24 protein-coding genes and 1 riboswitch are annotated in these 22,586 nt (G+C 36.3%); of the genes, 13 read left to right on the top strand and 11 right to left on the bottom strand.

Going from position 1 to position 22,586, the window contains the following annotated elements; translation table 11 throughout:
- Positions 1–203 precede the first annotated feature (203 nt).
- The 5 genes from AN959_RS05530 to AN959_RS05510 form a co-directional block, all read right to left on the bottom strand.
- On the bottom strand, positions 204–1,160 hold the full coding sequence (locus AN959_RS05530; protein ID WP_053590987.1) for a multidrug resistance efflux transporter family protein: 957 nt from the start codon (positions 1,158–1,160) through the stop codon (positions 204–206).
- 13 nt (positions 1,161–1,173) lie between these two features.
- Positions 1,174–2,400, bottom strand: a complete 1,227-nt coding sequence (gene pepT, locus AN959_RS05525) for a peptidase T (RefSeq protein WP_056828931.1) — start codon at positions 2,398–2,400, stop codon at positions 1,174–1,176.
- Between the two features lie 36 nt (positions 2,401–2,436).
- Positions 2,437–3,090: a lysoplasmalogenase gene (locus AN959_RS05520; RefSeq protein WP_056828929.1), complete on the bottom strand. Its 654-nt coding sequence runs from the start codon at positions 3,088–3,090 to the stop codon at positions 2,437–2,439.
- A 118-nt stretch (positions 3,091–3,208) separates the two neighbouring features.
- Positions 3,209–3,616: an RDD family protein gene (locus AN959_RS05515; RefSeq protein WP_053590984.1), complete on the bottom strand. Its 408-nt coding sequence runs from the start codon at positions 3,614–3,616 to the stop codon at positions 3,209–3,211.
- 33 nt (positions 3,617–3,649) lie between these two features.
- A complete protein-coding gene (locus AN959_RS05510; RefSeq protein WP_053590983.1) occupies positions 3,650–5,347 on the bottom strand; it encodes a M3 family oligoendopeptidase in 1,698 nt (565 codons plus the stop codon).
- A gap of 142 nt (positions 5,348–5,489) precedes the next feature.
- Here AN959_RS05510 and AN959_RS05505 point away from each other — a divergent pair, with 142 nt between their 5' ends.
- Positions 5,490–6,245, top strand: a complete 756-nt coding sequence (locus AN959_RS05505; RefSeq protein ID WP_053590982.1) for a DUF2087 domain-containing protein — start codon at positions 5,490–5,492, stop codon at positions 6,243–6,245.
- A 9-nt stretch (positions 6,246–6,254) separates the two neighbouring features.
- Positions 6,255–6,617, top strand: coding sequence for a GIY-YIG nuclease family protein (locus AN959_RS05500; RefSeq protein WP_371256494.1), 363 nt, complete (start codon positions 6,255–6,257; stop codon positions 6,615–6,617).
- Between the two features lie 364 nt (positions 6,618–6,981).
- Here AN959_RS05500 and AN959_RS05495 read toward each other — a convergent pair whose 3' ends face one another.
- Together AN959_RS05495 and AN959_RS05490 are read right to left on the bottom strand one after the other, a co-directional pair.
- Positions 6,982–7,569: a YdcF family protein gene (locus AN959_RS05495; protein WP_231687475.1), complete on the bottom strand. Its 588-nt coding sequence runs from the start codon at positions 7,567–7,569 to the stop codon at positions 6,982–6,984.
- An 18-nt stretch (positions 7,570–7,587) separates the two neighbouring features.
- Complete coding sequence (locus AN959_RS05490; RefSeq protein WP_056828926.1) at positions 7,588–8,229, bottom strand: glycerol-3-phosphate acyltransferase; 642 nt, start codon at positions 8,227–8,229, stop codon at positions 7,588–7,590.
- Positions 8,230–8,366: 137 nt separating this feature from the next.
- Positions 8,367–8,481, top strand: a riboswitch (SAM riboswitch).
- A 167-nt stretch (positions 8,482–8,648) separates the two neighbouring features.
- Between AN959_RS05490 and AN959_RS05485 the strand changes: the two genes are divergently transcribed.
- Together AN959_RS05485 and AN959_RS05480 are read left to right on the top strand one after the other, a co-directional pair.
- On the top strand, positions 8,649–9,941 hold the full coding sequence (locus tag AN959_RS05485; RefSeq protein ID WP_056828924.1) for an O-acetylhomoserine aminocarboxypropyltransferase/cysteine synthase family protein: 1,293 nt from the start codon (positions 8,649–8,651) through the stop codon (positions 9,939–9,941).
- Between the two features lie 128 nt (positions 9,942–10,069).
- The gene (locus AN959_RS05480; RefSeq protein ID WP_056828922.1) at positions 10,070–11,056 is read left to right on the top strand and encodes a homoserine dehydrogenase; all 987 of its coding nucleotides are present in this window, start codon (positions 10,070–10,072) and stop codon (positions 11,054–11,056) included.
- A gap of 94 nt (positions 11,057–11,150) precedes the next feature.
- Here the strand turns inward: AN959_RS05480 and AN959_RS05475 are convergent, their stop codons facing one another.
- Positions 11,151–11,381: an excisionase family DNA-binding protein gene (locus tag AN959_RS05475; RefSeq protein WP_053590977.1), complete on the bottom strand. Its 231-nt coding sequence runs from the start codon at positions 11,379–11,381 to the stop codon at positions 11,151–11,153.
- Between the two features lie 101 nt (positions 11,382–11,482).
- On the opposite strand from AN959_RS05475, the gene AN959_RS05470 reads away from it, so the two are divergent.
- Positions 11,483–12,349: an EamA family transporter gene (locus AN959_RS05470; protein WP_056828920.1), complete on the top strand. Its 867-nt coding sequence runs from the start codon at positions 11,483–11,485 to the stop codon at positions 12,347–12,349.
- A 206-nt stretch (positions 12,350–12,555) separates the two neighbouring features.
- On the opposite strand, the gene AN959_RS05465 is transcribed toward AN959_RS05470, so the two are convergent.
- On the bottom strand, positions 12,556–13,203 hold the full coding sequence (locus tag AN959_RS05465) for a LytTR family DNA-binding domain-containing protein (protein ID WP_056829163.1): 648 nt from the start codon (positions 13,201–13,203) through the stop codon (positions 12,556–12,558).
- A gap of 205 nt (positions 13,204–13,408) precedes the next feature.
- Between AN959_RS05465 and aceA the strand changes: the two genes are divergently transcribed.
- Genes aceA through AN959_RS21535 form a run of 3 tightly spaced genes read left to right on the top strand, consistent with a single transcriptional unit; the run spans position 13,409 to position 16,472 of the window.
- Positions 13,409–14,692, top strand: coding sequence for an isocitrate lyase (gene aceA / locus AN959_RS05460; RefSeq protein WP_056828917.1), 1,284 nt, complete (start codon positions 13,409–13,411; stop codon positions 14,690–14,692).
- 31 nt (positions 14,693–14,723) lie between these two features.
- Positions 14,724–16,319 carry a malate synthase A gene (aceB, locus tag AN959_RS05455; protein ID WP_056828916.1) on the top strand — a complete coding sequence of 532 codons (1,596 nt, stop codon included), beginning with the start codon at positions 14,724–14,726 and terminating at the stop codon, positions 16,317–16,319.
- A 30-nt stretch (positions 16,320–16,349) separates the two neighbouring features.
- Positions 16,350–16,472, top strand: coding sequence for a YhfH family protein (locus AN959_RS21535; RefSeq protein WP_216598629.1), 123 nt, complete (start codon positions 16,350–16,352; stop codon positions 16,470–16,472).
- Between the two features lie 80 nt (positions 16,473–16,552).
- Here the strand turns inward: AN959_RS21535 and AN959_RS05450 are convergent, their stop codons facing one another.
- Positions 16,553–17,245: a BsuPI-related putative proteinase inhibitor gene (locus AN959_RS05450; RefSeq protein WP_056828913.1), complete on the bottom strand. Its 693-nt coding sequence runs from the start codon at positions 17,243–17,245 to the stop codon at positions 16,553–16,555.
- Positions 17,246–17,424: 179 nt separating this feature from the next.
- Between AN959_RS05450 and AN959_RS05445 the strand changes: the two genes are divergently transcribed.
- Together AN959_RS05445 and AN959_RS05440 are read left to right on the top strand one after the other, a co-directional pair.
- Positions 17,425–17,775: a VOC family protein gene (locus tag AN959_RS05445; RefSeq protein ID WP_056828911.1), complete on the top strand. Its 351-nt coding sequence runs from the start codon at positions 17,425–17,427 to the stop codon at positions 17,773–17,775.
- 48 nt (positions 17,776–17,823) lie between these two features.
- Positions 17,824–18,021 carry a VOC family protein gene (locus AN959_RS05440; protein WP_056828909.1) on the top strand — a complete coding sequence of 66 codons (198 nt, stop codon included), beginning with the start codon at positions 17,824–17,826 and terminating at the stop codon, positions 18,019–18,021.
- Between the two features lie 146 nt (positions 18,022–18,167).
- Here AN959_RS05440 and AN959_RS05435 read toward each other — a convergent pair whose 3' ends face one another.
- Complete coding sequence (locus tag AN959_RS05435) at positions 18,168–18,599, bottom strand: hypothetical protein (protein WP_056828908.1); 432 nt, start codon at positions 18,597–18,599, stop codon at positions 18,168–18,170.
- 355 nt (positions 18,600–18,954) lie between these two features.
- Between AN959_RS05435 and AN959_RS05430 the strand changes: the two genes are divergently transcribed.
- Genes AN959_RS05430 through AN959_RS05425 form a run of 3 tightly spaced genes read left to right on the top strand, consistent with a single transcriptional unit; the run spans position 18,955 to position 21,900 of the window.
- Complete coding sequence (locus tag AN959_RS05430; protein ID WP_053590968.1) at positions 18,955–19,647, top strand: response regulator transcription factor; 693 nt, start codon at positions 18,955–18,957, stop codon at positions 19,645–19,647.
- Positions 19,625–19,792, top strand: coding sequence for a hypothetical protein (locus tag AN959_RS20965; protein ID WP_156350725.1), 168 nt, complete (start codon positions 19,625–19,627; stop codon positions 19,790–19,792). The genes AN959_RS05430 and AN959_RS20965 overlap by 23 nt, the downstream gene beginning before the upstream one ends.
- On the top strand, positions 19,789–21,900 hold the full coding sequence (locus tag AN959_RS05425) for an MFS domain-containing histidine kinase (RefSeq protein ID WP_056828905.1): 2,112 nt from the start codon (positions 19,789–19,791) through the stop codon (positions 21,898–21,900). Before AN959_RS20965 ends, AN959_RS05425 begins: the two co-directional genes overlap by 4 nt.
- Positions 21,901–22,586: the final 686 nt, after the last annotated feature.

The raw sequence follows: 22,586 nt of genomic DNA, 5'->3' as shown, positions 1-22,586 counted from the left end.
ACGACCGTCATTAATTATCGGAAAAGAAAACCAGAACATTAGAAAGTAAGGTCTACATCAAAAGATGTGGACCTTTTATTATCCAAAGGGGGAGCTGGAGGGAATTTTGTCGGTAGTGTGGAAAAAGTGCTCGGAGAATATAAACTATAAGGGCAAAAAAATTGCAGGGTTATGAAGTAAAATTATTCATCGCCCTGCAAATTTTATTTTGTTTTTGGAACGAGCAGTTTAGAATTTAAAACCTTCGTATAGTAGCTATGTAAAAACATTCCTAAAATAATAATAGCAAGTCCGATTAGGGCAATTGGTGCAGGTAAAGGAACATGAAGTAACCACATTTCACCGATAATAACGAAAATAATTTCCGTCGATTGAGTCGCTTCTACTGCTGCGAGTTTACCTTGATGGTCACGAACACGGTCAGTTGCCATAAAAAATAATATGGTGGCAATCACACCCGAGCTAACCGCTACAATAAGCGATTGAAAAACTTGGTCCATAGATGGTAGTCCTACCGTGAAAATAGCGTAAATAGATAATATAATCCAAGCGGGCATCGATGCGATTGTCATACCTAAAACGCGTTGAAAGGTATCTAATCTTCCGTTTAAATGATCCATCATTTTTCTATTTCCGAGTGGATAAGCAAATGCAGCCACAATCACAGGTAAAACTCCTAAAAAGAACATGCTCATCTGAACGGATTCTGTATTTGGAATTTGGATTAAGATAATGCCTATTAATATAATGAGAGAAATAAAAAGTGATACCATTGGTATTTTTTGTTTAATTAGCTCACCGTCTATTTTTAAAGCAAATAATGGGGCAAGAAGAACACCGGCGATAATTGTAAATTGCCACATGCCTGATATTAACCAACCTGGTCCATAAGCTGCTGCAAAGGTTAGAGGTGCGTAAAATAATACGAATCCAACAAAGCTCCAAACGAGCCAAGTAGACGGAGAAGCTTTCATTTCCTTAAATGTTGTGGATAACCCTTTTTGATAACCGACAATGATCAATAAGAAAGGCACCATGAAAAAGTATCGGAGGGAGGAGCTCCAAAGCCAGCTCCCACCCGATATTTCCATTGATCGATTAAGTATAAAAGTTACTGCAAAAAATAATGATGCTAAAACTCCTAATAATATTTCACGCACAGGTACACCTTCTTTAAGCTTGTTTTTCGAATGATTGAATGATTCCTTTTAGGACTTCCGTTGATTTTTCCATTACATCTACTGATATATATTCATATTTACCATGGTAGTTTTCTCCACCAGTAAAGACATTTGGAGTTGGCATTCCCATGTAGGAAAGCTGAGAACCGTCTGTCCCTCCACGAACTGGAATAATTAGAGGGTCGATATTGAGTGAGATCATTACTTCTTTTGCTACATCGACAATTTCCATTACAGGTGAAATTTTTTCACCCATATTGTAGTATTGATCATTTAATTCCACTGAAATAGCGCCTGTACCGTATTCTGCTTTGATTTTCTCGGCAGTGTCTAAGAACAATTGCTTTTTCGCTTCGAATTTTACTCGATCATGATCACGGATGATATAGCTTAACTCTGTTTTTTCAACGTCTCCGTTAAAGTTCATCAAATGTATAAATCCTTCATAGCCCTCTGTTTTTTCAGGTACTTCATCCACTGGCATATGTGATTGGAACTTAGTCGCGATAGTAATAGAGTTCACCATTTTTCCTTTTGCAGAGCCAGGATGAACGCTTGTACCGTTCGTTATAACTTTTGCTCCAGCAGCATTAAAGCTTTCAAATTGCAATTCACCAAGTGGACCTCCGTCCATTGTATATGCAAATTTTGCTGCGAATTTTTCTACATCGAATTTATGTGGTCCGCGACCAATCTCTTCATCGGGAGTAAAGGCAACACGAACTTTTCCGTGTTTCACTTCAGGGTTTTGGATGAAATATTCCATAGCTGTCATGATGATAGCTATCCCGGCTTTATCGTCAGCACCTAAAAGTGTTGTGCCATCCGTTGTAAGCAAAGTATGTCCGACATAATTTGAAAGCTCGGGGAAGTCTTTAACAGTCATAACTGTATTTTCATTCAGTTGAATGTTTGATCCGTCGTAATTATCAATTCGCTGAGGGTTTACATTTTTCCCTGTATAATCTGTAGCTGTATCCACGTGAGCTAAAAACCCGATTGTCGGAATTTCCTTATCTGTATTGGAAGGTAATGAAGCAAATAAATAACCGTTTTCATCTAAAGTAATTTCTTCTAACCCAATCTCAGCTAATTCTTTTTCAAGTACATGGAGCAGATCCCATTGACCTTCCGTTGATGGGCAGGTTGTGCTTGATGCATTAGATTGTGTGTCTATTTTTGCATAACGAGTTAAACGCTCGATTAATGTTTCTTTCATGAGAAAAAATCCCCTTTCCAAATTAAAAGCATATATTTATTTTAGCAGATTCTTTCGAGATGCGGAATAATGAGCATATATGCTATAGGCAAATAAAAACTGGGCTCCATAATAGGAAATCATTATAAGAGCATCAGAAAAAGGAATAGATATTATAAATCGATTAATAGCAAGCACCGAGTCCGAAAAAATAAATGAAATAGCACCAATAATTGCGAATTTATTTGCTGTTTGAAGAGCATTCCAACCCATTAATAAAATAACAACAATATAAATTACCACAGCAAAAGCTAAAATATTTTCTCCTTCTGCCCAAAGAGTCCCAGCTATCCATAATACCATTCCAATTCCATAAGCAATTAGAAGAGCTGCTGCCCACTTTGGAATAGTCGATATTTTAATATGGCGGAACGCAAAAATATACCAAATATGTCCAATTAAAAAGGTAATGAGTCCAGCGATAAACCAATAAATTAAACCATCCGCCCACATGCAAATAAATAGACCTATCATGATTAGCGATTTATATCTTTTTGATTCACCGGATGGTTGGATAAATGCAAAAACTAATATCAAAAACATCGGAATTATCTTAAACATCATTTTAATTCCTATAGGTTCATCCGGTATAAGGAAAATATACGTAACTCCCATTATTGCTATTAATAGACCTAAAATTTTACTCCACATAATAATACATGCACCCCTTTACTATACATTCGTTTTTTTCATTAAATATCCTGCCCTATTGTACGGGTCAAAAAATAAAAAAAGAACAAGCATCTCGGTAGATACTTGTTCTTAGATATTAATCAACAGGAGGATTGCTTGTTACATATGTTCCAGCGATAAAATCATGGATTGCACGCTTATCTTCACGTAAGCCTACCATAAAAGCACTAACAATCAGACCTATTCCTAATGTGACTACATATACGAAACCTGCTACAATAACACGCATAAGCATTGTTCCAAAACCTAGTTTGGTGCCATCAAATTTGACGATACGGATGCCTAACATTCTTTTGCCTACTGTGTATCCGGTCCATAATACTGGAACAATAAGAGAGTAAAGAAGATTTCCAAAGCTAGTGATTGGTGATTCCTGCCAATGCCCGAAAAGAAGAAAGCTAATAATAGACAATGGAATACCTATTATTATAAAGTCTAATAAACTTGCCCCTAGTCGTGCCCAAAAACCAACTGGATTCAACATGTTGCAACTCCTTTTTTATTCTTTTCTAATTAACTATAAAGCTGCGTCATCAACGCCATCTAAATACTTCTCAATCGAACCAATAACGGACTCGACACAGCCTTCTTCAAATGGAGAGATTAAATTTGCCTCAGCTACTAACTTAGTGAAAGATTTCGAACCACCTAGCTGGCAAAGGTGTAGATAATCTTTCCAAGCTGCTTCGTGATCTTCTCTGGAACGCTTCCAAAATTGGAACGCACAAATTTGAGCCAACGTGTAGTCAATATAATAAAACGGACTTGCATAAATATGACCTTGGCGTTGCCAGAAAGCACCAGCTTCCAAATAGCCATTTCCGTCATAGTCACGATGAGGTAAATAAATTTCCTCAATCTTTTTCCAAGCGGATTTACGCTCTTGAGGTGTCATTTCAGGATTTTCATATACGACATGTTGAAATTCGTCCACTGCAACCCCATACGGCAAGAATAGAAGGCCGCCGCTCAAATGTGCAAATTTATATTTTTCTGTTTGTTCTTTAAAGAATAATTCCATCCAAGGCCAAGTAAAAAATTCCATACTCATCGAGTGGATTTCACAAGACTCAAATGTTGGCCATACATACTCAGGTATACCTATATTACGGCTTGTAAACACTTGGAATGCGTGACCTGCCTCATGTGTCAACACATCGATGTCTCCAGATGTTCCATTAAAGTTTGAGAATATGTAAGGAGACTCATAGTTATCGATAAATGTACAATAACCTCCAGATTCCTTCCCTTTTTTCGCTACTAAGTCCATTAAATCTCGGTCAATCATGAATTGGAAAAACTCTGCTGTCTCAGGAGATAACTCATCATACATTTTCTTTCCATTTTCAACGATCCATTCCGGAGAACCTTGTGGTGCTGCATTCCCAGACAAGAAATTCAGAGATTCATCGTAGAACTTTAGCTTTTCAAACCCAATTCTTTTTGCCTGACGCTCATAAAGTTTTGTTGCAAGAGGAACGATGAAATCACGAACTTGATCACGAAATTTTTTCACCATTTCCGCATTATAGTCAATGCGATTCATACGTATATAGCCAAGCTCCACAAAGTTTTTGTATCCAAGCTTTGTAGCAATCTCATGACGTACTTTTACAAGCTGATCATATATGTCATCAAATTTATCCTCATGTTCTTTGAAAAAGCCGAATCTTGCTTCCGTTGCTTTCTTACGTACTTCTCTATCAGTTGATTCACCGTAAGGTCCAAGCTGGGCAAGTGTTAATGTTTCGCCGTTAAATTCAACTTGAGCAGAAGCAACAAGCTTAGAATAGTCAGAAGCCAATTTATTTTCTTTCTGCATAAGTGAAATTACTTCTGCGGAAAATGCTTTAATTTGAAAATCAGCAAGATCAAATAATTGGCTTCCCCATTTTTCTTCTAATTCTTTACGGAATGGAGAAGCGACTAGTGCTTTATAATATTCTGTAATTAATTCTTCAACCTCTGGGTTTTTTTCATCAAAAAAATCACGCTCTTTTTGGTAAAACTCATCATTCGTATCAATCGATGCACGAATGTACACTAAATTAGCTTGTGTTGAATAATCATTTCGAAGTGCATTTAGTTCTTCAATTGCAACACTTTGTTCTTCAACGGAAGTAGCCTGTTTGAATTTTGTTAATGCATCATTAAATTTTGTTTTTTCTTCTTCTAAATTTGGTCTTTTGTACTCATAGTCCTTGAATGTAACCAATAAAATTCTCCTCCTGTACGTTCTTTCGAAAATCGAAAGGTCTCATTTCCATTGTTCATTATTTTCAGATTTATTGCAACAATAATTTACAATTGATTTTAAACAAACAATATNATAAATATTTATGGGGTGTGTTTATAAAATGGAGATATCTGAATTATTTTGGGATGCAAATGCAGAACAATTGAAAGTTGGTTATGTGGAAGAGAAGGAAGATTATGTTTGTTTATTATGTGGTGAAAGAGTGGAAAAGGGAATTATTTATCCAGAAGCCACTGTTTTGTATGAAGCGGAACGTTATATGAAACACCATATTGAAAAGGAACATGTATCTGTATTTCATTATTTAATTGGATTAAATAAAAAATTAACAGGATTGACAGATCATCAAAATAGCTTACTTCGATTGTTTTACGAAGGTAAGAGTGATGCAGACATACAGGCAGAATTAAGTATTGGTAGTGCCTCTACGATACGTAACCACCGATTTGTATTGAAGGAAAAAGAACGCCAAGCAAAAATCTTTATAACGATGATGGAGTTGTTAAAGGAAAAAGACAGTCATGCACCAACCTTTTTGCCGCTTCATAAGACTGCAACGATGGTGGACGAACGATATAACATTACGAAAGAAGAGCAAGAAGAGATAGAAAAGAAGTTTTTTTCTAAAGGTATAGATGGTCCTCTCATAAAATTTCCGAAAAAAGAAAAACAAAAACTGGCAACTCTTAGGGTGATCATACAACGATTTGACTTAGAGCGAGTATATAAAGAAAAAGAGATAAATGAGGTACTAAAAAATGTATATGCTGACTATGTCACATTAAGACGTTACTTAATAGAATATGGGTTTTTAGATAGAAAAGATGACGGCAGTGAGTACTGGGTGAAAAAATAAATACGAGGAGTGGGGAAATTGGATCGTAAAATGGAACTGAAACAAGTATATAAAGAAGTAAAGATTGAAGGTGGAATTTATGTCATAACGAATAAACAAAACGGTAAAAAATTCGTTGGATCCACACGAAACTTCAAGACGTTAAATGGCACGAAGTTTACTCTAGAAACAGGGACACATACAAATAGAATACTTCAAGAAGAATGGCAACAATTTGGCAAAGATGCGTTTGAAATTGAACAAGTAGAGACGCTGAAAACATCAGAAAATCAATACGTAGACGAAAAGAAAGAACTAGAAAAACTTTTAAACAAATGGATGGAGCAATTACAACCATTTGGCACTAAAGGGTATCATACGAAGAAAGAGTGACCCAGAAAGGCTTCCTAATAAACGAGGAAGCCTTTTAATTATATTTGGAGAAATTACTTTACATATATAATCTTTGGTTTTGGATGAAAAATTCTTTTATAGAAAATATAATACATTATCTAGCTATGCAAGGTGACTTGATTGCATATAGTACAGCTACATTTAGATTATATAGCTAAAACATAATGTTTGATGTAACACTAGAAGTGATTTGACATGGCTATAAAGTAGATACATGGATTCGTAACAAGTGGGGAGACAATGCATTTCTAACCAGGAAGTAGGGCTGTAAACAAGGAACTCGTATTTCAAGATGTATTTGTAATTGTTGCAGATATAAAAAATAACTCCGAGGGATTCGGAGTTATTTCCCAACAATATAGGTCTTTAAAAGTGCGGCGCGCTCACGTAAGCGTACTTTCGCTTCTACCACTTCGGGGGTCTGTGCTGCTACCACGTCCGTTTTCCATTCTAGCTTTTTGGCAAGTATTTTTGCTCGCTGTAGGTGATAGTCACTCGTAATGATCGTTATAGACTTTACGTTATCTGGCAAAAGCTCTTTAGAAAACAACAAGTTTTCATAAGTAGATGTCGACTGATCTTCAATGATTAGCCTCTCTTCTGCTATCCCATTCTCCAAAAGAAAATTTTTCATTACGACCGCTTCCTCAATATCTTCATCGTCTCCTTGTCCTCCAGAAAGTACCAGGGTGACATGAGGATATTCGTTTGCATACGCAAGTGCTGATTCCAATCTGAATTTTAATGCAAGCGAAGGAATATTACCTTCTTTTACTTTTGCACCAAGGACAATGGCGTAATCGTTGGAACCGTCAGCTTTAGGGTTTAATCCTTCATCCATCCATTTGCTAGTTAGCATCCACAATCCAACTCCGCTGGAAGCGAGAACAAATAAAGGGATAAGCACAATCCACCTCATTTTTTTAGACATTCCAATTCACTCATTTCTTTATAAAGAAGGTTTTTTTCTTTTTATAAAAGTAGAAATTCTCATCTCTTCCTTACGAGCTAAACGACGAAAGTTTTCGATATGCAATATGAGTGCCATCACGAATAAAAAGCTTGCAATTGCAATTGGTATATATCCTTCTGAAAACCATATAGCCTCGCCTAAAAAAACAAAATAAAAAACAAATACTCCAATTAATAAATAGTCCGTTAAAAAAGTTGTGCCAATTAATAATAAAAGTCCGATCAATCCTAAAGGCCAATAAATTGCAAAAAGTATGCCGATTACAGAAGCTGTCCCTTTTCCTCCCTTAAATCCTGTGAAAATGGGAAAGTTGTGACCTAAAATGACAGCAGCCCCCGCTAAGTAAAGAAGTGCATCCTGTTCTAATACTGAAAAGTTACCATATTGCTGCGTAAAAAATCGTGTTCCAGTAATAACCAATACACCTTTTATTATATCGATAAAAGCTACGAGTATTCCGTATTTCATTCCAAGCACAATGGCTGCATTAGAAGCACCTGAGTTTTTAAGTCCTTCTGCTTTAATATTGATTCCACTAAAAAACTGAGCAATCTTTGAACCATGAATGGAACCAATTAAATAACTAACTACTGAAATACAAATAATCCATATTACCATTACAACACCTCCAAAAGTAACCCCCATACATTAAACGTACAAGCCTAAAAGAAGTTTCAGAATTTTTATAAAAAGTACTTGACGTAAAGATTAATAGAGTCTTATACTGTGTAACAAGATGGAATACTAATCTAATACTCTTATCAAGAGTGGCGGAGGGACTAGGCCCTACGATGCCCGGCAACCAACAAGTTTTATACTTGGAAAGGTGCTAAATCCTACAAATTCACGAGCGAATTTGGAAGATAAGAGGAGGAATATGCGAAACCGCACCCCTCTTCTTAAAGAAGAGGGGTTTTTGTTGTTTGTCCGATTAACGATACGTTTTCCGGCTAAACATAAGTGCTTTCGTATTTCTCAAAATCCTCTCCCGCCTCCATATGCGTCCATCTAAAACTATTATTTAGGAGGAATTCAAAATGACAAATTTCCAACCAGAAACACTTCTTTTACACGGTGGTCAGCAACCAGATCCAGTTACAGGTTCACGAGCAGTGCCAATTCACAAAACAACTTCTTTTGTATTTCGTGATACAAACCATGCCCAAGATTTATTTGCATTAAAAGAGTCTGGCAATATTTATTCACGTATAACTAATCCTACTGTAGATGTTTTTGAACAACGCGTTGCTCTACTTGAAGGAGGAACGGCTGCTGTTGCACTTTCTTCTGGTATGGCGGCAATTGCATTTTCCATTTTGAATATTGCGGGAGCAGGCGATGAAATCATTGCAGCGGAAAACTTATATGGTGGTACATTTAATTTATTCGCACATACATTGCCTCGTTATGGAATTCACGTAAAATTTGTAGATTCTACTGATCCAGAGAATTTTCGAGCAGCAGTAACGGATAAAACAAAAGGGTTCTTTGCTGAAATTATTGGAAATCCGAGCTTGAATGTGCTAGACGTGGAGAAAGTTTCAGCAATTGCAAATGAAGTCGGTGTTCCATTGTTGGTAGATAATACATTTGCAAGCCCATATGGTGCTAACCCGATTAAACACGGTGCTCACATAGTTATCCATTCAGCTACTAAATGGATTGGCGGTCATGGAACAACAATTGGGGGAGTAGTTGTAGATGGTGGTAACTTTGACTGGAATTCCGAGAAATTCCCTGGTTTTACTGAACCAGATGTAACCTATCACGGACTACGATACGGTATTGATGTTCCGAACGTAGCGTTTGCCATAAAACTACGTGTTCAATTGCTTCGAGATTTTGGGCCTTCGTTAAGCCCTGAAGCAGCATTTTCTTTTTTACAAGGTTTAGAAACCCTTCATCTTCGTGTGCCAAAGCACAACGAAAATGCACTAAAAATTGCAGATTATTTATCAAACCATGAAGGGGTAGAATGGGTAAATTATTTAGGCCTGGAAAATCATCCTTCCCATGAACTTGCACATAAATATTTACACAATGGCTTCGGCTCTATCTTAACTTTTGGCGTAAAGGGTGGAAAAGAAGCGGGTAGACATATTATAGATAATATTGAAATTTGGTCGCATGTAGCAAACGTAGGAGATGCGAAATCATTAATTATTCATCCTGCTTCTACGACTCATCAACAATTAACTCCTGAAGACTTAGTGAAATCAGGTGTTACTGAGGACTTAATCCGCTTGTCTGTTGGTCTAGAGGCAGTAGAGGATTTACAAAATGCACTTGATAAAGTACTTGTAGGAAAAACAAATGTCCTCTCTAGATAGAATTTTGTTGTTAATTGGGCTAAAATAGTCTACAATATGTAAAATAGTCAATCGTAATTTTACGAAAGAGATTTTATTAAATATGAATGTGGAAGCTCAATTGTGCAAATTCATTTGGAGGAGAAAGTATGGCAAAAATAAAAGCAGCAATTCTAGGTTTCGGAACAGTCGGCCAAGGAATTTATCACATTGTGAATGAAAAAAGAGAAGAATTAAAAAAATCATTAGGCTTAGATATTGAAATTAGTGCGATTTTAATTAACAATTTGGCAAAAGAAAGACCTGAAACGCCTGGTATTCTAGTAACAGACGATTTCGAGGATATTATTAATATTCCAGGTCTTCAAGTAGTGTTTGAAGCGATTGTGAACGAGGAACCAGCTTATAGCTATTTATGTAGAGCGATTGATAAGGGATGTCATGTGATAACGGCGAATAAAGTGATGTTCTCTAAATATAGTATTCAACTTCATGAACGTGCTAAGTCACGAGGCGTATTTATCGGATATGAAGCTACAACAGCTGGTGGCGTTCCAGTAATTAAAACACTTAAAAATTTACTACAAGTGAACTCAGTAAAGAAAATTCAAGGTATTTTAAATGGAACATCTAACTATATTTTGACACAAATGCGTTTAAATGAATGTCAGTTCGATGATGCTCTACAAGAAGCGCAAGCTCTAGGCTATGCTGAAGCAGATCCATATAATGATATTTCTGGTCAAGATGCATTCCGTAAGTTGATGATTCTTAGTGCACTTGCATTTAGAAAACAACCAAACTGGGATGATGTACGTGTAGTTGGTATTAACGAGATTTCATTAGAGGACGTGAAAAAAGCAAAGGCAGAGGGATTTCGTTATCGCCATGTAGCAGAAATTGAGCAAGACGAAAATGGAGAGCTTTTCGCTTCTGTAGGACCACAACTTGTTGGTCCTGACCACCCGTTATATGCTATTGAGGGTGTAAACAACGCTGTTTCCTTAGATACAAACTATATCGGTACACTTACACTAGTTGGTCCTGGAGCAGGTATGTACCCAACTGCAAGTGTCATGGTAGAAGATTATGCAGAGATTATCGGCAAACGTGCAGGCTTTATGATTACCATTTAAAGTATCTCATGATTAGGGATTACTAAGTACTGTTCAACAGATATAAAAAGAGAAAGGGTGGAGTGAAGTGACTTTGTCACCTTCACTCCACCCTTTAATCTTCATCTTTTACGTCCAAATCATCCGGAATTGGAGTATTGCGCCACTCATCTATTTGGCGTCTTAGTTCTTCGATTTGCTGCAAATGCGTATCAAATTGAGCGCTATTAATGTAATAATCTTCTCCATCAAAAATAGCACGAATTTTTTTTTCTGCAATATATCTTTTTACTTGTTCAATAGGCATTGATAAATAATTCGCAGTTTCTTCCACTGTCATATACATAGTGAATGCCTCCTATCATTATTAGTATAAGATACGATTGTCACTATCTCAATATGTGCTATATTGAAAGTTAATATATAGAAGGTGGTGGGAGTAAAGAAATGTCTGTTTTACCATACATATTTGTACTACTTGGAGCTATCTTATGGGGTACGACGGGTACTGCACAAACGTTTTTACCAGACAATGCACATCCATTTATTATAAGTGCGGGAAGGTCTACGGTAGGTGGTTTTTCTCTATTGATCATTATGGTTTTATGGAGAAAAATAAAATTTAAAACTTGGCCTTGGAAGGAAACGTTCTATGCAGCAATTTGTATTGCACTTTTTCAACTATTATTCTTCTCTTCCGTTAAATTGACAGGTGTAGCGATTGCAAGTGTAGTTGCTATAGGAAGTGCTCCTGTATTTTCGGGAATCATTGAATGGCTCTTTTTAAAGTTACGACCATCTCGAATATGGGCAATCTCGACAGTATTTGCAATCGTCGGATGTTTGTTTTTATTTTTAAACAAAGGTGAGATTACTATAAATCCAATTGGTATCATGTATTCTTTAATAGCAGGTATGATCTTTGCGTTGTACACGATATCTAGTAAGTCCTTATTAGAAAAGGAAGAAGCGATACCTGCTGTAGCAATGACATTCTCAGTTAGTGCATTGTTGCTCATGCCTTTCTTCTTTATATATGATGTAAGCTGGTTAAAGGAAGCAGGAAATATCGGAATTATTTTTTACTTAGGTCTAGCCACTACTAGTATTGCGTATGTGTTATATGCTAGAGGATTAAACAAAATACCCTCATCGTCCGCACTTACATTGTCTTTAGCAGAACCAACAACAGCTGCTATTTTAGGTGTGTTCATAGTTGGAGAGAATCTTAGTACGATGTCTTGGATAGGAATTTTGTTACTACTTGGAAGTATTGTAGTGTTAACTATTGGTAGTAAATCAACCAAAAAGTAGCTTGTGAGATAGAATATGAGATTTGCCTTGCATGGCAGATCTCTTTTTCTATTTAATGGCAAAGCGCAACCAATTGAATGCTGACCGAGACCATATCACGAAGAAGAGAGACCAATTCTCGATTAACCGTAACCAAATGTAAACTAACCGCGACCATTTCTCTTTATAAAAGGTTAACTTCTTATAGAAACACTCCTACGAAACTCTTAAAATCCCAATATATTTCTAACTTCAGCATTATAAGACTGGCTGACAGGAAGTTCTGTACCATCTTGAAGAAGCACCAACAGATTAGACGAAAAATCTCGTATGATGCGATCGATAAAAGATATGTTCACGATATATGAGCGGTGAATTCGTAAAAAGGATTCAGGAAGACGCTGCTGTAATTCCTTCAATGGAATATTTGTTTTATATGGTTCTTTGTCGGCATAAAACCATGTTTTTTTTTGTAGACTTTCCATGTATGCAATTTTTTCTATGGGTATTGGACGCCATTCTTCTTCGAGTTTACCTGTCAAAAATCGATAAGGAGGAGCAGTTGGTTTAGGGGGAAGTATAACAACCACTACTGCATTTTCCCCATTTATATTTATCGGATAACCTACTCCGTAATATGGGAGCTGAAAAAGCGTTTCATCTATTACAGCCTCTGTTCTACAACCGCATTTTAAAACTAAATCTGCAATGCTTCCTGGTTTTATCTTTTGTCCTTCCTTAATACGTAAATCATGTTTTCCTGCCATGTAATAGATGTACTGATCACCCATTGCTATTGCAATAGAGGCCTCTTTGGGAACCCACTCTTCTAGCAAAATACTATACTGTTTTAAGTAATCTTTCGAAATTTCCATTGCTTCTCCTCCATATTCTAAACTTTCTGCATTCATCCGTCTTATTTGTTGTTCATCCTAAAATAATCCTCTCTTATCCTAAAAACGATACAAACAATTCTAATCTGTTATATATTAATGTACAAGAAAAGTAACTGTTATGATACAGTAAGAAAGTCATATTTTTCAGACAGTTATAATTATAAATTTGAGGAGTGTGTTAAATATGTCAACGAGACAACAACAAGTGGAAGAATTACGTAAAGATTGGGAACAAAATGAACGCTGGAAGGGGATTGAACGCCCGTATTCACCAGAAGAGGTAATTAAACTTCGCGGATCCATTCAAATTGAACATACGTTAGCTCGTAAAGGTGCAGAACGTTTATGGAACACACTTCATACGGAAGACTTTATAAATGCACTTGGAGCTTTAACGGGAAATCAAGCAGTACAACAAGTAAAAGCAGGACTCCAAGCAATTTATTTGAGTGGTTGGCAAGTAGCGGCAGATGCGAACCTTTCTGGTCAAATGTATCCGGATCAAAGCTTATACCCAGCAAACAGTGTACCTGCTGTAGTAAAACGTATTAACCAAGCTTTCCAGCGTGCAGACCAAATTGACCATGCGGAAGGAAGAGAAGATGGTTTTGACTGGTTTGCTCCTATTGTTGCAGATGCAGAAGCTGGATTTGGTGGACCTCTAAACGTGTTTGAATTAATGAAAGGTATGATTGAAGCAGGAGCAGCAGGAGTTCATTTAGAAGATCAACTTGCCTCTGAAAAGAAATGTGGACATTTAGGTGGTAAAGTACTTCTTCCAACACAAAATGCTGTTCGCAATCTAATAGCGGCTCGTTTAGCAGCAGATGTTTCAGGTGTACCAACTGTATTAATCGCTCGTACAGATGCTGACGCAGCAGATATGGTAACAAGTGATATCGACTCTCGCGACCATGATTTTATTACAGGCGAAAGAACTCCTGAAGGATTTTATCGTACTAAACCAGGGATTGAGCAAGCTATCGCTCGCGGTTTAGCGTATGCACCTTATGCAGATCTAATCTGGTGCGAAACATCTCACCCGAGCTTAGAGGAAGCAAAACAATTCGCAGATGCTATTCACGCAGAGTTTCCTGATAAAATGCTAGCATATAACTGTTCACCATCCTTTAACTGGAAAGCGAATTTAGATGAAGAAACAATCGCAAAATACCAAGTTGAACTAGGAAAAATGGGATACAAGTTCCAATTCGTAACGCTTGCTGGATTCCATGCATTAAACCATAGCATGTTCGAACTGGCACATGAGTATAAAACAAAAGGAATGGCTGCATACTCTAAACTTCAACAAGCAGAATTTGCAAATGAAGCAAAAGGTTATACAGCTACAAAACATCAACGCGAAGTTGGAACTGGATACTTCGATGATATTTCCCAAGTAATATCAGGAGGTACTTCATCTACTACTGCAATGAAAGGCTCTACTGAGGTGGCACAATTTTCTTGATAAGTAAAGTTGATTGGAGGCTGAACGTTGGATGGAACAAGCAATAACAAAAAAAGTTGAAATTATAGGAAAAGAAGTAGATGGGATTCAAGAAATTTTAACTCCCGGAGCACTAGACTTTGTAGCATCTCTTCATCAGTTATTTGATGAGAGAAGAAAAGAATTGCTGGAAGCACGCCAAGTACGTCAAGAAAAGCTGAATAATGGGGGTACATTAGACTTTTTGCCAGAAACAAAAGAAATTCGTGAGGGAGAGTGGACTATCGCTCCACTTCCTCAGGATTTACAAGACCGTCGTGTGGAGATTACTGGTCCTGTAAATCGTAAAATGGTTATCAATGCGTTAAACTCTGGTGCAAAAACGTTTATGGCTTGTTTTGAAGATGCAACTTCTCCAACTTGGGAGAATATGATCGAAGGCCAATTGAATATGCGAGATGCAGTGCGAAAAACTATTTCTTTTAGTCAGGATAATGGGAAAGTATATAGTTTGAATGAGGAAGTAGCAGTTCTTCTAGTACGCCCTAGAGGGCTTCACCTTTTGGAGAAAAATGTTCTAATAGATGGGAAGCCGATTTCCGGTAGTTTCTTTGACTTTGGACTTTATTTCTTCCACAATGCAAAAGAGCTTATCGCTCGTGGAACTGGTCCTTATTTCTATATCCCCAAGTTAGAAAGCCATTTAGAAGCAAGGCTTTGGAATGAGATCTTTGTTTATGCTCAGCAACAATTGGGAATTCCAAATGGAACGATCAAAGCAACTGTGTTGATAGAAACGATAATGGCCGCATTTGAAATGGATGAAATTTTATATGAGTTACGTGATCATTCGGCAGGTCTAAACTGTGGACGTTGGGATTATATATTTAGTTATATTAAACGACTTCGCAATCAGCCGCATGTAATCTTACCGGATCGTGGTCAAGTAACAATGACATCACCTTTCATGAGAGCGTATACGCAACTGTGCATTAAAACATGTCACCGACGTAATGCCTCGGCAATTGGAGGAATGGCAGCACAAATCCCGATCAAAGGTGATGAAGCTGCTAACGAAGCGGCATTTACAAAAGTAAGTGAAGATAAACGAAGAGAAGCAACTGATGGTCACGATGGAACATGGGTAGCGCATCCAGGTTTAGTACCAGTTGCATGGGAACAATTTGACACGCATATGCCAACACCTAACCAAATCCATCGAAAACGGGAAGATGTTCAAGTAACAGCGGCAGATTTACTCGAAGTGCCTGAAGGGACAATTACAGAAGAAGGTCTTCGATTAAATTGTAGCGTAGGGGTTCAATATATAGCATCATGGTTACGAGGAAATGGAGCAGCACCTATCAACAACTTGATGGAAGATGCGGCGACAGCAGAAATTTCACGCACGCAAGTATGGCAGTGGATTCGCCATCCAGAAGGAAAACTAGAAGATGATCGTAAAATCACTATTCCACTAGTGGAACAAGTTCTAACGGAAGAATTAGGAAAACTAAAAGCTTCCTTTGGCAATGAAGCATATTTAAAAGGCAGATACACAGAAGCTGCTGAACTGTTTCTTTCATTAGTGAATAAAGATGAATTTATCGAATTTCTAACATTGCCAGGCTACGAAAAAATTAGTTAAAAAAACATATTATTATAGGAGGTGATTTGCATGAAAATAAAAAACCAAGAAGCAAATACAAAACATTGTCGCGAATGTGGATGTGTTATTCATGAGCAAGTAGAATCATCCTTATATGAATGTGAACGCTGCATCGGCATGAACGAAGAATAACTTAGACGCATCGACAATGGAAACCACCATACAAATAGCCCTATCCATCTTTTTAAAGAGGGATAGGGCTTTTAATATTTTTACTCTACTAGACGAGTAGATTGAATCACCTTTTGTTCATTTTCTACTACATAATCAACGAGTATTTGCTTACCTTCCTCTAATCCTTCAAAGAAAGGAATGGCAACTTCAGATAGCCGCATAACTTCTGTTACACCATCTAGATTTTTCACTTCAATAGAATGAAGATCAATTTGTCCGACATAAGTGACTTCTTGTGATTCCACTACTAATTTCCCGGTTGCTCCACTTATAGACTCCCCAGCCCATTCATAATTAGTCTCGACCTTAAGGTTTTCTAATCCATCTGCTGTAGACCAAACAATCAATTTATAAGAACCGGCAGGAACTCCTGCAAGCTCTTCTTGAAGATTTAAGGGTATGGCCCACTTTTCACCCGGCTGTAGCTTCTTCTCCTGGATCTCTTGTACAAACATTTTATTTGCGGAATAAGTATATATTACTTCCTTTGCTTCATTTAATAGCTGAAATTCAATTTGTTGCCCACTTGACATAGTTAGAACAGCTTCTTTTTCTGCACCATTTATGATGATGAAGGAAGCCTCTCCATCAGCTAACACGTTAAGCTGAGTAGATATTTTGTCCTCTTGGCTACCTGTCGAGGAGTCTACATCACTCGTACCGCAACTTGCTAATGTAAATAGGGTTACAGCTAATAAAAATAACCAAGGGATTCTTTTTAATTTATTCATTTTGACACCTCCTGTTTAAAAATTAGACCATTTTTAAGGCAGAAAGTTACACTAGTTGTAGCTTTTTTGTTTTCGAATAGGAACATCCTAACCATCTAATATGACGAGGCAGGATATTTATGAAATATATAGAATGATTATTTTAATGTACAAAATATATTTGGAAGAAGGGAATAGGGATGGGGAGAGTAATTGGATTCGAACTAAATAGTCAAGATCCTAAAAAAGCAGCAGAATTTTATTCGGAAGTTTTTGGTTGGGAAGTTGCTGAACCACATTGGGATTATTGGGCAGTTACTACTGGAATGGATGTTAACTCAGGAATTAACGGAGGAATCGGTAAAGGAACATATGATTATCCTCATGGCACTCGTATTCAAATTGAAGTGGAGTCAATGGATGAGTACATAGCTAAAGCTAAAAATAATGGTGCTGTAATAGTGAGGGATAAAATGGAATTCGATGAATTTTACCTTGCCTACTTGGTAGATCCTGTCGGTCTGGGGTTTGGTTTAATTCAAAAAAAATAAACCGTGGACAAATTGCTGCCTAAAAAACAGTGGAAAGTGGGATAAGAGATGTCTTCTATATTTAAGAGAATTGATACTGTATTTTTACAAGTAAGTGATTTTGAGCAAGCGATCAAATGGTACGGTGATGTGATAGGGTTTAAGCTTAGATGGAAAGATGATAAAGGTGGATATGCTGCTTTAGACATTGGTGAAACACTTCTTACGTTAGTTCGAACAAACAACAACGAGAAGCCTGTTAGATGATGAAAGAGAAACCACCAACAAGTAATTATGTAACCCGTTCAGATGAATAATACAAAATCGAAATTAAACACAAATAGAACCGTGATTCATATGAATCAGGGTTCTTTCTATTATTGATATTAACAGCAGAAATAATGAACCTTCAATTAATATTGTAAATTGTTAGTTGAGGAATTGTTACTTTTCAGGCTATCTAACAAAACATAACCAAATACAATCCCAGCTATTGATGTGAATGTTGTATCCCCTAAAAGTATAAATGCTTTTGAGAAAAACAAATTCGTTGTATAAAAAGCAAGAAGTGGCAACATCGAGATATATAGAGACGGGATTCCAACTGTAATGAACTTAATCCAATCAAATGCCCATTGCTTTTTATTTTTAATTTCTATAATTAATTTAGGGAGTCGTAACAACAACCCAAACAAAACAGGAAAAATACTTGCAAATATTAAAAAAGGTTTCAAATTAAATGTAATTGCAGATTCTTCCCTTAATTTTACTTGATAATCCATTCCTAGATAAAAAATAATTCCAATAACTGCTGTGGAAAAGAAGATAAATAAAAATCTTTTCATTCTGAATCCTCCTTTTATCTTTTTTTACTTACTAATATGCAAATTAGTTGAATAACAAAACTACTAANCATATTATTAATTAATTTCCTTTTATTATTATGTACCCCAAAGTACCCCACTCGATTTTGCTTTGTCCCCCAAATGTCTCCCATTTGTAAATGCCTATAGCAATATTAAAATAAACCCTTAATTTCAGTTGAACCTTCCAAAAGCTTATAGTTATAGTAAAGCGAACATGTAAATACAGGTAAATAAAATAGTTTCTTAAGAATTTCTTCAGATTTATACTAATGGAATGTTAAGAAATCAAGGTTACAATAAGAAACATAAGAAAGAGATGTGAGGAGGCAAGAAGATGACCCAGTTTACTGTTTTAGTAACAGATGATGACCAGGATATTCGAGATGGAATCGAAATTTACCTTAAAAATGAAGGATACAACGTGTTAAAAGCTGCGGATGGATTAGAAGCTCTTCAATTAATAGAAGAAAATGAAGTTCACGTCATTGTGTTAGATATTATGATGCCTAAAATGGACGGAATTGCAGCGACCTTTAAAATAAGAGAACAAAAAAATATCCCAATCATTATGTTAAGTGCGAAAGCAGAGGATTCCGATAAGATCCACGGTTTATCGGTTGGAGCGGATGATTATGTGACAAAGCCTTTCCATCCAATGGAGCTTGTAGCAAGGGTAAAGTCACAGCTAAGACGTTATACAAAGCTAGGAACCTATCAAGGGCAGCAATCTGTGATTGAAATTGATGGGCTTATGTTAAACCAAGAGGCAAAGGAACTTAGTGTAGATGGGGAAACTGTAAAGCTTACGCCAATAGAGTTCAAAATAACAGAGTTGCTTATGACCAATGCAGGTCGCGTTTATTCCATTAATGAAATATATGAAAGAGTCTGGAATGAACCTGCTTACAACGCGGAAAACATTGTAGCGGTACATATTCGTAAAATTCGAGAAAAAATAGAAGCAGATCCTAAAAATCCGAGGTATTTGAAGGTGGTGTGGGGCGTTGGCTATAAAATCGACAAGTAAAGTGAATTTACTTCTATCCATGGTTGCAATTATATGTGGAGTGCTCTGTTTATCTTATTGTATAACCAATCTTGTTCCTATTTTTGAAATTAAGGAAAGCTTTATCGAAATTATCCAATCGATGAAAGGGGGAGTAGCTGAATGAAACATCCTATAATGAAAAATATAATCATTAGTATTTTGGCAGTTATAATGATTTGTGGACTTTTTACAGTAGTAGATGAGGGACAAAATTATATAGGTAAAAATTATTTTGATAGTGATAGCTTTCAAGTAGAATTAGAAAGTTTCCAATCCTCTATTGTTCCGTTAGTTTTAGCGGTTCCGGATAAAGAGGATGTAATGAAAAATATTACTGTGACAAGAGATGAAATAGAAGAATATCGGTATCGGTATGGAGGTCTACAAGAACAATTAGACTCTATTAGATTTCAATATGAAGGAAGAACTGATGAAGAATCAATTGAAGAGCGTAATAAAAAAATGGAAGATATTACGAAAAACTTCGAGGATAATGCTTATGTTGAAAAGAAAATCCTTATAGAAAAAGAAGAAAAGGTTGAAGAATACTTTCGAACAATTGAAAGAGAAAAAAATAATTTCTTAAATACAATGGATGACTATATTTATGACTTGAAAAATATAGAGACAGGTGAACGTTTTACTAATGGGGAAGTAAATTCAAAAAATGCCTTTACAAAATTGTACTCAAGTAAAAATGGGTATTTAAAAGAAAATGTAGTATTTGAAAATGGAGAAACATCATGGGATGTAACTAACTTAATAGGAAATAAATTTGCTCGATTTGAAGGAACAGTCGCTATTTCGGAAGCAAGTATTTTAAGTGGTAGCAGAGAAGATGAATATAAATATTTTATAGTGAATCAACGAATCTTTTATGGAGTTCTTGTAGTAGGAGTATTGGCAGCAATTGCATTTGTTTTATTATGGAAAAGAAACCGCGAGAATTTTAGATATGAGAAAGCAGAGCAAAAGTATAATAAGTATCCAATTGATGTCAGACTAGCACTATTCTTTATAAGTATTTATGTGGCGATTATGTCTGCGAGAGAAATAATACAGTACGTTTTATATTATAAAGGATACGATCTCATTATTCTTACCCCTATTATTGCTATAATTTTTACAGCTTGTACATTGTATCAATGGACATGGCTACGTGCTGGAATTGGTCATGTTGATTGGAAACAAAGTTTAATTTTTAGCTGGGGAAGATCGCTAGAAGGATTTTTCTTAAATCGAACAATTGCGGTTCAAACATTAATCATGCTAATCGTAATATTCTTCTGGGGATTCGGGACAATGATGTTGTTTCCAGTGCCAGAGGCTATTCTTATCTGGGTTCCTGCAACAATATTAATTGGGATACCAGTACTCGTGTTTTTATTATCGAGAATGTCCTATTTAAACCGTGTTATCGTAAAAACAGAGGAAATGGCAAAGGGAGTTCTTCGAGGAGAATTAGAAGTAAAAGGGAAATCACCAGTTGCGCATCATGCGGCTAATCTAAATCAGCTTCGGGGTCGAATAAAGTCTTCTCATTCGGAACAAGCAAAAAGTGAAAGACTCAAAACAGAGCTAATTACAAATGTAAGTCATGATTTGAGAACTCCATTAACTTCAATTATAACCTATACAGACTTGTTGAAGAATCCTAGCATAACGGATGAAGAGCGAGCATCCTATATTGCGATTTTGGATAAAAAATCAATGCGTTTGAAGACATTGATTGAGGATTTATTTGAAGTATCAAAAATGGCTACCGGTAATATAGAATTAGTGAAACAAAAAGTCGATTTAACTCAGTTGCTACAACAGGCAATCGCAGAACATCAGGAAGAAATAGATAAGTCAGAGTTAGATTATCGAGTAGCAATCGGTACAAAGCCAATAATGTCGAATGTGGATGGTCAAAAATGGTGGAGAGTACTTGATAACTTAATCATCAATACGTTAAAGTACGCCCTTCCTAATACACGTGTTTATATCAATTTAGACCAGGTAGACGGAGAAGCAGTCTTTGTTATCAAGAATATTGCAAAGTATGAATTAGGAAACGAAGTATCTGAATTAACGGAGAGATTCAAGCGAGCAGACACATCACGCCACACAGACGGATCAGGTCTTGGGCTAGCTATTGCCCAATCTATTGTGGATTTACATGGTGGTAGTTTACGAATGGAAGTAGATGGCGACTTATTTAAAGTTACCGTTACTATAGCAGCAATCTAATAGTAAAACGAGAAATCCAGAGATGGGTTTCTCGTTTTTTGTTAGCCACATAGATTTAGTTGGAAAAATGGATGCTTTAGTTGGAATCTTGGCACATTTAGTTGGAAAAACAGCTTGCTTCTTTAGCGGCTGTTGTCCCCCATGACTTCGAGTCTCTGTAAAACATAGTATCTAGATTTAAAATCATTAACCGGGTGAAGATTAAGTTTATTTAGTAGATAGTTGGCTGCGAATTTGTCTTTGAGTTCTAGGAAATAGACACATTCACGGTTAGTAATAGTATGTTTGACAAGGTAAAACCAGTCTTCTATCGCTTGGGTTTGCATAATTATTTTAGAAGTTTTACAAGTTGGACACGTGCTAGTGTTATAAATTTTATTTAAGCATTTTGGACAAAACAATCCCGTTTTTATTTGCGAGAGTTCTAGTGGATAAGTTTGAGCTATAGGTTTAGGGGTGAACTCAGTAGATTTAGAGAGTAGGCTATTTAGAAGTTGATGGAATTTAGTTGTAGAAATGATATCTGAATATTGATTATAATTGTTGATGTATTCAGATATATCGCAATCCATTACAATGGTCGTATCTTTTGGAGGGAGTACGACATGTGTTTTAGAGTAAGCGAGAACAATAAGGCTTTTAATAGGTATATCTATCTTTAAAGAATTTAATAGTGTTTGCAAGTT

The organism is Psychrobacillus sp. FJAT-21963 (assembly GCF_001420585.1).
Classification (GTDB): domain Bacteria; phylum Bacillota; class Bacilli; order Bacillales_A; family Planococcaceae; genus Psychrobacillus.
The sequence above is the reverse complement of the archived record's forward strand: the minus strand, read 5'-3'. Positions and strand labels throughout refer to the sequence as shown.